The organism is Microcoleus sp. AT3-D2 (assembly GCF_036705715.1).
Taxonomy (GTDB): domain Bacteria; phylum Cyanobacteriota; class Cyanobacteriia; order Cyanobacteriales; family Microcoleaceae; genus Microcoleus.
Window position 1 is genome coordinate 1 of the sequence record NZ_JAUBVE010000132.1, and the last position, 7,723, is coordinate 7,723.

At 44.2% G+C, this 7,723-nt stretch carries 9 protein-coding genes and 2 pseudogenes; 5 read left to right on the forward strand and 6 right to left on the reverse strand.

All coding sequences use genetic code 11. The annotated features are described in order from the left end of the window. A partial coding sequence (locus tag QUB44_RS29670; protein WP_333373234.1) for a hypothetical protein occupies nucleotides 1–824 on the forward strand: 824 nt, incomplete at its 5' end. A gap of 139 nt (nucleotides 825–963) precedes the next feature. Further along, the gene (locus tag QUB44_RS29675; protein WP_333373236.1) at nucleotides 964–1,167 is read left to right on the forward strand and encodes a hypothetical protein; all 204 of its coding nucleotides are present in this window, start codon (nucleotides 964–966) and stop codon (nucleotides 1,165–1,167) included. A gap of 186 nt (nucleotides 1,168–1,353) precedes the next feature. Here the strand turns inward: QUB44_RS29675 and QUB44_RS29680 are convergent, their stop codons facing one another. Both QUB44_RS29680 and QUB44_RS29685 read right to left on the reverse strand, forming a co-directional pair. After that, nucleotides 1,354–1,665 (reverse strand): HigA family addiction module antitoxin, encoded by a 312-nt coding sequence (locus QUB44_RS29680; protein WP_333373239.1) that lies wholly within the window; start codon nucleotides 1,663–1,665, stop codon nucleotides 1,354–1,356. A 49-nt stretch (nucleotides 1,666–1,714) separates the two neighbouring features. Further along, a complete protein-coding gene (locus QUB44_RS29685; RefSeq protein ID WP_190743610.1) occupies nucleotides 1,715–1,993 on the reverse strand; it encodes a type II toxin-antitoxin system RelE/ParE family toxin in 279 nt (92 codons plus the stop codon). Nucleotides 1,994–2,332: 339 nt separating this feature from the next. Between QUB44_RS29685 and QUB44_RS29690 the strand changes: the two genes are divergently transcribed. Next, nucleotides 2,333–2,656: a hypothetical protein gene (locus tag QUB44_RS29690; RefSeq protein WP_333259406.1), complete on the forward strand. Its 324-nt coding sequence runs from the start codon at nucleotides 2,333–2,335 to the stop codon at nucleotides 2,654–2,656. Nucleotides 2,657–2,835: 179 nt separating this feature from the next. Here the strand turns inward: QUB44_RS29690 and QUB44_RS29695 are convergent. After that, nucleotides 2,836–4,188 (reverse strand): annotated as a pseudogene (locus QUB44_RS29695) (cytochrome P450). Between the two features lie 175 nt (nucleotides 4,189–4,363). On the opposite strand from QUB44_RS29695, the gene QUB44_RS29700 reads away from it, so the two are divergent. Both QUB44_RS29700 and QUB44_RS29705 read left to right on the forward strand, forming a co-directional pair. After that, complete coding sequence (locus QUB44_RS29700; protein WP_333373243.1) at nucleotides 4,364–4,582, forward strand: hypothetical protein; 219 nt, start codon at nucleotides 4,364–4,366, stop codon at nucleotides 4,580–4,582. An 18-nt stretch (nucleotides 4,583–4,600) separates the two neighbouring features. Next, nucleotides 4,601–5,266 (forward strand): annotated as a pseudogene (locus tag QUB44_RS29705) (alpha/beta hydrolase); the annotation flags it as partial. 85 nt (nucleotides 5,267–5,351) lie between these two features. Here the strand turns inward: QUB44_RS29705 and QUB44_RS29710 are convergent. From QUB44_RS29710 to psb28, 3 genes are all read right to left on the reverse strand, one after another. Beyond that, entirely contained in the window at nucleotides 5,352–6,212 is an 861-nt protein-coding gene (locus tag QUB44_RS29710) for a methylated-DNA--[protein]-cysteine S-methyltransferase (protein ID WP_333373246.1), read from the reverse strand. 274 nt (nucleotides 6,213–6,486) lie between these two features. Next, a complete protein-coding gene (locus tag QUB44_RS29715; RefSeq protein ID WP_333373249.1) occupies nucleotides 6,487–6,993 on the reverse strand; it encodes a molybdenum cofactor biosynthesis protein B in 507 nt (168 codons plus the stop codon). Nucleotides 6,994–7,076: 83 nt separating this feature from the next. Then, nucleotides 7,077–7,412: a photosystem II reaction center protein Psb28 gene (gene psb28 / locus QUB44_RS29720; RefSeq protein ID WP_242716700.1), complete on the reverse strand. Its 336-nt coding sequence runs from the start codon at nucleotides 7,410–7,412 to the stop codon at nucleotides 7,077–7,079. Nucleotides 7,413–7,723: the final 311 nt, after the last annotated feature.

Sequence of the window (7,723 nt, forward strand, 5' to 3'; positions counted from 1 at the left end):
TATCGCTCATGTTTGTGTGTAAAAAAATGTCTCTTATGTTCTTTTACCACATAATGTTACTATTTTGGAGATGTCTATTTGAAGGTATGCGCGATCTATCTGTTGAGCATATTTATTTGATTTTCGGAAAAATGGGAGGGGAGGCGGAAGTTAGATGGGGGAAGTACGATGACTGTGTTATCCATGTCAGAACCTCTCATGTTCCAAGGTTCGAGGTTGAAATGACTGCGGAAGAGAGCCTATTTGAGCAAATGGGTACTACCTATGAATCATTCTCTAAAGCTTCAGACGAACAAAAAATGACCTATGTAAGGGCTTACGCAAGAAAACGTCTTAAGCCAGGGGAACGACTGTGGTGGCTTGAGGAGAAAGAAGAACAAGAACACTCTTTACCTCTCCAAGTCAGGATCTATATGAACCTCGCTCAGAATGAGAAGCGTCAACTTCGTGCTGAGGCAGCTATACTATGCCCCCAAATAGTTAAGCCTTCGCGTGCTAAAGATAAATACTCCGATGCTGTAAGTTATATGCTCACTTATAGAGGGGTTCTCTGTCCGCAGGCTCGTGACCTATTTTCTGCTGGTAGCGTTGCACTAACAAAAGACGCATCTAGGGGCGGAAATTATCTTCAGAGAGCACTTGCTGATATAGAAAGTGAAATGCGAATTGCTGCTGCAACTCTAGAAGAGTCTCTGTTTGAGGAATATTGGGGAAGAATCGTGCTCATCGAAGAAAGAATTTCTATGTGGCTGGCTATGGCTGATAACTATGCAAGGGGTTGGATTCCTTCTGAAGTGCTATTTTTGGACAAAGTTTCTGACTGAGATGCTGCTTATTAAACGAACATTCTATTGAAAAGAAATTCTTAGCACACATACTCTGACACAAAATTAGCTGAGTATTCACCAAAATTGATTCGTCATAAATTTAACCTGACAGACGATCGAATTAACGCTGCTATCTATGTCTTACATTGAAGCAAACCGCGCTCAAATCGAAACAGAGTATCAACAGGTATTACAAACAAGAGCAGAAATTCGCTCCTATTGGGAAAATCGCAACCGCGAACGGTTCGATCGAATTGCAATGATGCCTCACAAGCCCGGACAAGAAGCTCTCTGGGCAAAACTTGAGGAGCAAAAAGCGAGATGTGTCGCACAGAAATAATGACTTTCCTAGTTGACTACAATCTTGACGGCTATGCTCTTCTTTTTCTCGGAATTTTGACAAAACTCGGCTGGTTTGAACTCGTAAAGTCTTGAGCAAAATGCCGTGAGACTACTTGCCGGAGCAGGTAAGATGTCCAGAGCGCAACTTAAACTTTGGTTAGCAATCTGAGATTAACATATCGCGCTATGCTATCGTAGATACTTTGTCGTACTCTTCACTGTGTTTTTGCACTGCATCCCAGATATCAACTTTTTGCTGAAGATTAAGCCACAGTTGAGGGCCATTCCCCAACGCTTTCCCAATGCGAATTGCCATATCTACTGTAATTGGTCTTTGACCTAAAACAATTTCGTTGACACTGCGACGGGATACACCAAGTATCTCAGCAAACCTGGTTTGAGTCATTTCAATATCTTCAAGCACATCTGAAATGACCTCGCCCGGATGTACTGGTCTTACTTTCCTCCCTTGAATAATGTCTTTTATGTCTTTCATGCAACTTTCCTTTCGGTTTAAGTTAAATTATTAGATTTTGTTTTATGGGCTAGTGATAATCTTCGAGATCTATATCGTATGCGTTGTTATCCTGAAATGTAAAAGTTATACGCCAGTTACCTGATACCTTTATTGACCAAGTTCCCTGTCTATCACCTTTAAGCTCGTGTAAATCATAGCCTGGTATTCTAATATCATCTATAATTATTGCTGTATCTATTACTTCAAGTCTTGCTCTTGTCCTTTTTTCAAGTTCTTTAGGAATTCCTTTTGCATTGCCTTCCCTCAATAATCTTTCTAATGCTTTATTTTTAAAAGTTTGTATCATGTGAAATAATCCTTCAATCAAGGCTGAATATCCAGTTCATAGCACTTATATATATTAATTAAAACTTTTTGTAACTTTTGAGATTACTTTATTAATGTAACCTATGAGGTTACAGATGTCAAGCCTAAAATGATTGCAAAAGCAAAAATCGCTCCAATCTAGTAACAGGGTTGGATCTGGGAGAACGAAAAAGTGCTCGTAGCGGCTGAGCTAAGCTGATGGTGTTGGCGGTCAATGACGCTCCAAAACTGGATTCGATCGCAATAGCGGTAGAATTAACACTTAGACAGCAGTCTGAGCTAGAAGATTTTGATAGAACCCTAAAAGAAGGACATCTTCATGAACCCAACAGCCCCCTCTCAAAACGTCATCGATTGTTTGCAGGTTATCTTGGATGCCACTGCATCGAAGAATTACGAGCTTTTTACTACAGTCGGTGATGCAGGCTACAAAGCGAGCATTACACAAAAAATGTTTGACGATGTTAGCGAACAGCTTGCTTCCCGCATGAAAAAGGGATACTCATTTAATTATTTTGGTGAGATAAAACAAGGTAATTGTCCGATTTATTTGTGGAAGCTGAGTTTTGAAGATGGTGGAGATGAATTTGTGGCACACATGACTATGAATGGAGACAAAGTTGCTGGGATTTTCATCGAATAACATATTTTTCTTGACCGAAAGCATCCAGGATACAAGCCCCCAGATTCATCCGTCCAGAAATAAAAAACCTGTATCCGATGAAACTTGCCCCCGGAATTTATCCGTGGGTTCAATTCTTCAATTCTTCAATTCTTCAATTCTTCAATCTAAAATCGATTGACACGGTGTTTCACTCTCATCTAACGCCGATCGCCCACAACCGTTAATCGGAATCGATCGGGCGGCACAAAGGTGATTCCCCGGCGCGCCGGACGAATTGGCCGATCGATATTCGATACAAACTCACGGGAAGACAGCACCGTTGCTAAAACAAGTTTCATTTCAAACAGCGATAACGCCATCCCGATGCAGCTTCGACTCCCGCCTCCAAACGGTAAAAATTCAGAGGCGGAAAACTTGCGATCTAAAAAGCGATCGGGATTGAACCGGGCGGGATTTTCGTAGGTTTCAGGGCGACGGTGCGCCAAATAGACACAGGGGATTAAAATCGTTCCCGGTTGATATGTATAGCCTTCGAGTTCGATCGTCCGTTTCACCTTGCGCGGCTGCGAAATTAAGGCAATTGGATAAACCCGCAGCGCTTCCTTGCAGACTGCTGTTAAGTAGGGCGACTGCGAAAGCGCGATCGGATCGGGATTCTCGCCCTATTCATCCAATTCCTTCCGCAACCGATCGAGGCATTCGGGAAACTGATGCAGCCAGTAAAACGCCCAAGTCAACGCCGATCCAGTCGTTTCATGTCCCAACAACAACAGCGTCATCAACTGATCGCGCAATTCTCGATCGCCGATGGATTCGCCGGTGTCGTAGCGGGCCATCATCAACACCGACAGAATATCCGTGCGTGACGAATCGAGAGAATGCGATCGCCTCTCGGCAATTTCCGCATAAATCAGCGAGTCAATCTGCGCCATCTGCTGCAAAAACTGCCCCCACAGACTCCAAGATCCCAAATTCTGCTGCAACGGTTCAAAGAAAAATTGTATCGAGTACAGCTCAGAGGTAATCGCGTCTAAAAGCTTGCTGAGCAATTGTTTCAGGCGTTCGTAGCGCTCTCCCGGCACTAATCCAAACACAACTTGCAAGATTACTTGCAGCGAAATTTCTGACATTTCTTCGCGGACTGCGATCGCATCTGGGGCTTTCCAGTCGATCGTCTGCTTTTGCGTCAAATCAACAATCAAATGCCCTTGACTGTGCAACTGTTCCCGATGCAGCGCGGGCATTAATAGCTGTCGCTGTCGCAGATGTCGCGGCCCTTCATTCATAATTAGGGATTCATTTCCCACCAGCGGGCGAAATACGTTGGTCACTTTGCCAAACTCAAAGGCATCGGCTAAGGTCGTAAACACCGCCTGAATCGCTTCTGGACTGCCCAGAAACACCACGGGGGGCGAAGATGGCCCCAACACGCGGGCGGTAAATGTATCGCCGTATTTGGCCCAGGAGCGATCAAAAAATGCGATCGGGTCAGCTACCAGCGAAAGCGTTTGGAACAAAGCAGGAGAACGATATCCGGTAGGCAGCGTCATTGAAAAACTGGCGATACACAATGTTTCTAGTGTATATCGATCGACCTTGCACCCTGAAATTTATCTGCGATCGATCGACATTGGGTAGAAACCGGGTTTCTGAGCGTAAGTTACACCAGAACTATGAATAGAACATTCGCTTAAAATAATCTTCAAGAACTAGGTAACAAAATAGATGAAAGCCAAAAAGCATCTTTTGATCAAGTTAGCTTCTGGTATCTCAGCATTTCTAGTGGTTGGCTATTTCGGCATCTCAGCTTATGCAGGACATACTCTTTCAAAGCCAAACAGATGCTTTGACCCTCTTAAAGCATCTGTTTTTGCTGTTCCTCCTGAAAATGTAACATTTCGTACACCTGATGGCGTGGAGATTGCTGGTTGGTTTATTCCATAAAAAGCAACAGATAAGGTATTAATTTTAGTACATGGATTGAATTCCAGTCGGACTTGTGAGCTTGCTGGAAAGTTTGCCGAGTTTGGTTCAGCTATGAATCAAAAAGGCTTTTCGATACTTACGATCGATCTGCGAGGACATGGGCAAAGTGCTGATTCTCGCTTCACCTTTGGAATTACAGAAAGGCGAGATGTTATTGCAGCAGTGGATTGGCTTAAAATCAGAGGCTTTAAGCCAAAAAAGATTGGGGTTTTAGGTTTTTCAATGGGTTCTGCTACTGTAATTGGAGCAGCAGCAGATGACTCTGACATCGGAGCAGTGGTCACTGACAGTAGTTACGCAGAGGTTTATCCAATTATTCAGAAGCATTGGCAGTCAGCTTCAGGATTACCTGGGATATTTCTTCTTTCTACCATGATGTTTGGACATTTGTTGACTGGATATGAGCTAACTTCTTCTAAGCCAGTGCAGGAGATAGGTCGTATTTCCCCTAGACCAGTTTTGATCATTCACAGTGCGATCGATCCTTATACGCCTATACAAAACGCTCGCCAACTCAGAGAAGCATATCCTTCGGCAGAATATTGGGAAACCAATGCGAAGAAACATCCAGAAAGCTACAATACGAACCCAAAGAGGTACGTTGACAAAGTTGCTGATTTCTACAATCGGAGTCTCAAGTAGGGCTGTATAATCCTGTCGAGAAGGCTATTTAGGCTTTCCCTACCGGGCGGTTCATAATCGCCGCACAAACAAACCAAAAGGATAATCAATCGCAGATTGTACGGCTAGCTTCCCAACCTAACATGACTGTTTTACGCTCTACTCCCCAGCCATAGCCACCGAGTTCTCCAGATTCTCTAATCACACGGTGACAGGGAATTAGATAGCCGATCGGATTGTTACCGATCGCATTTCCTACAGCTCTAGCAGCAGTTGGGCGTGCTACCATTTGAGCTATAGTCTGATAAGTTGCGATCGCACCAAATGGCAATTTCAAAAGTGCTCGCCAAACTTGAATCTGAAAGTTAGTGCCTTTTACCAAGAGCGTTAGTGGTTTTTGCTCGCTGAGAGTTTCTGAATTGAAAATCAGGTCACACAATGATTGAGTGGTTTGCTCATCACGGATAATTTCAGCGTTTTTCCATCCCAATCGCAGTCTTTGTGCGGCGGTTTGTTCGTCTGTTATATCCAAGAAATAAAGATTACAAATACCGCGGGCAGTTGTCGCGATTAGAGATGTGCCAAAGGGGGTATCGTGAATGCCATAGCGAATTTGCAAACCTGCTCCGCCTGCTTTGAACTCCCCTGGTGACATTGCTTCTAAGTTCACAAATAAATCGTGTAATCGTCCTGGACTCGATAGTCTCACGTCCAATGTTAGGTCTAGAAGGCTTTTAGTCTGAGTGATTTTTGACTTGGCATATTCAACTGTCAGATATTGCAAAAACCGCTTGGGGCTAATGCCGGCCCATTGAGTAAATAGTCGTTGAAAATGATATTCACTAAGTCCTATGTGTTGGGCCACAGTTGCCAGATTGGGCTGGTTTAGGTGGTGTTGCCGCATGAAGGCGATCGCCCGAGCAATCCGGTGATAATCTTCGCTAGCACAGACACTCGCATTTTTCATCGAAATCATCTAGTCTAAGTCAATGGAATTTTAATGTTTCCTCACTTTAGCCATAGACTAGGCTCAAAGCCACCCGTTTCTTGCGGTGAATGCAGTCAGTCGATTTTAGATTTTAGATTTTAGATTTTAGATTGAAGAGATTGAAGAAAGCGACCTCACCGATCAAACCGGGGGCTTGCGATGAGGATTCAAAGCTTTTTTCTCACTCCACGGATTCCTCGGACGATTTGTAACCAAATTTCTTTCGGTCAGTCAATTAACCGAACTTTCGCTCTCACCCACCGCGCAACTGCGTCACCAAGTGAACTAATTCCGGTAAAATTAGCTTTTCCACAGCTAGTTTCACGCCATTGCTAGAACCCGGAAGAGAAAACACTAACTTGCCTTGATACACGCCTGCAACGGCGCGAGAGGCGATCGCTCTCGAACCAATTTCTTGATAGCTCAAAAACCGAAATATCTCCCCAAATCCCGGTAAAATCCTGTCTAGCAAACTCTCCATGACATCGTAAGTCGTATCTCGGGGAGCGATGCCCGTCCCGCCATTAAAAATGATTGCATCCACATCTTCACGCTGCGAAAACGCCTGCATTTGCAATACAATTTTTGCCGCATCATCTTTAATAACAGTGTAAGCTACCACAGAGTGACCAGCATCTTTTAGCAGCTTCTTAGTTAACAAGCCACTATTGTCTGTTTCACGTGATCGCGTGTCGCTAACAGTAATGATAGCGCAATTTACGGTTATTTTAGATAAGTCGGGGTGAGGAATTTGCGTCATAGTTTCTTCTTTTAAGCAATCGGCAACCGGCAACGGGCGATCGGCTAATTACCAATTGCCAATTACCCATTACCAATTACCCATTATGCCTTGCTAAATCCTAAGCCGTTTGCTTCCGAGTAGCGTTCCATGAAACGCATAAATCGATCCCATTCTTCGGGACTTCTCATTAGATAAAGAGCTTCCAAACCCGCAGGCTGACCGTTGATGAACTTAGCCTTAACCTCACGAGTGAGGAGTTCGCCTTCTTCGTCGATCATGTACATCCCAGTAATGTCTTCGGTACTGGTGCTGCTGAGAGCTTTGGGATTTTCAAAGATAAACGTGGCAGTACCTTGAGCTCCCGTTTTAGAACGGGTTAGGCGCACTTCGGGTACAGCATCTTCGTCTATACCCCGAGAAAATTGAATTTTAGCCATAATCTGACAGTGGAACCTTAAGGAGTGCTTAATTTCTTAATGTTTAATCATAAAACGATTCGGGTACTCGCAAATCAAGACTTGGGAGAGTGGGAGTGGGTGAGAGTGGGTGAGAGTGAGGGAATCGGAGACAAGGGCTAGGGGAGATGGGTTGGTTCTTTGTACCCACATTCCGCACCCTCAACTGGCACACACACAGTTGGGGTGGGAAGGAAGAGTCGATCGGTCGGTGAGATTTGAGTAGAAATACTCAGGAAGCCGTGTCACGATCGCGATTCGTGGTCAATTTTGAAAAATACAGCCGACGGAAG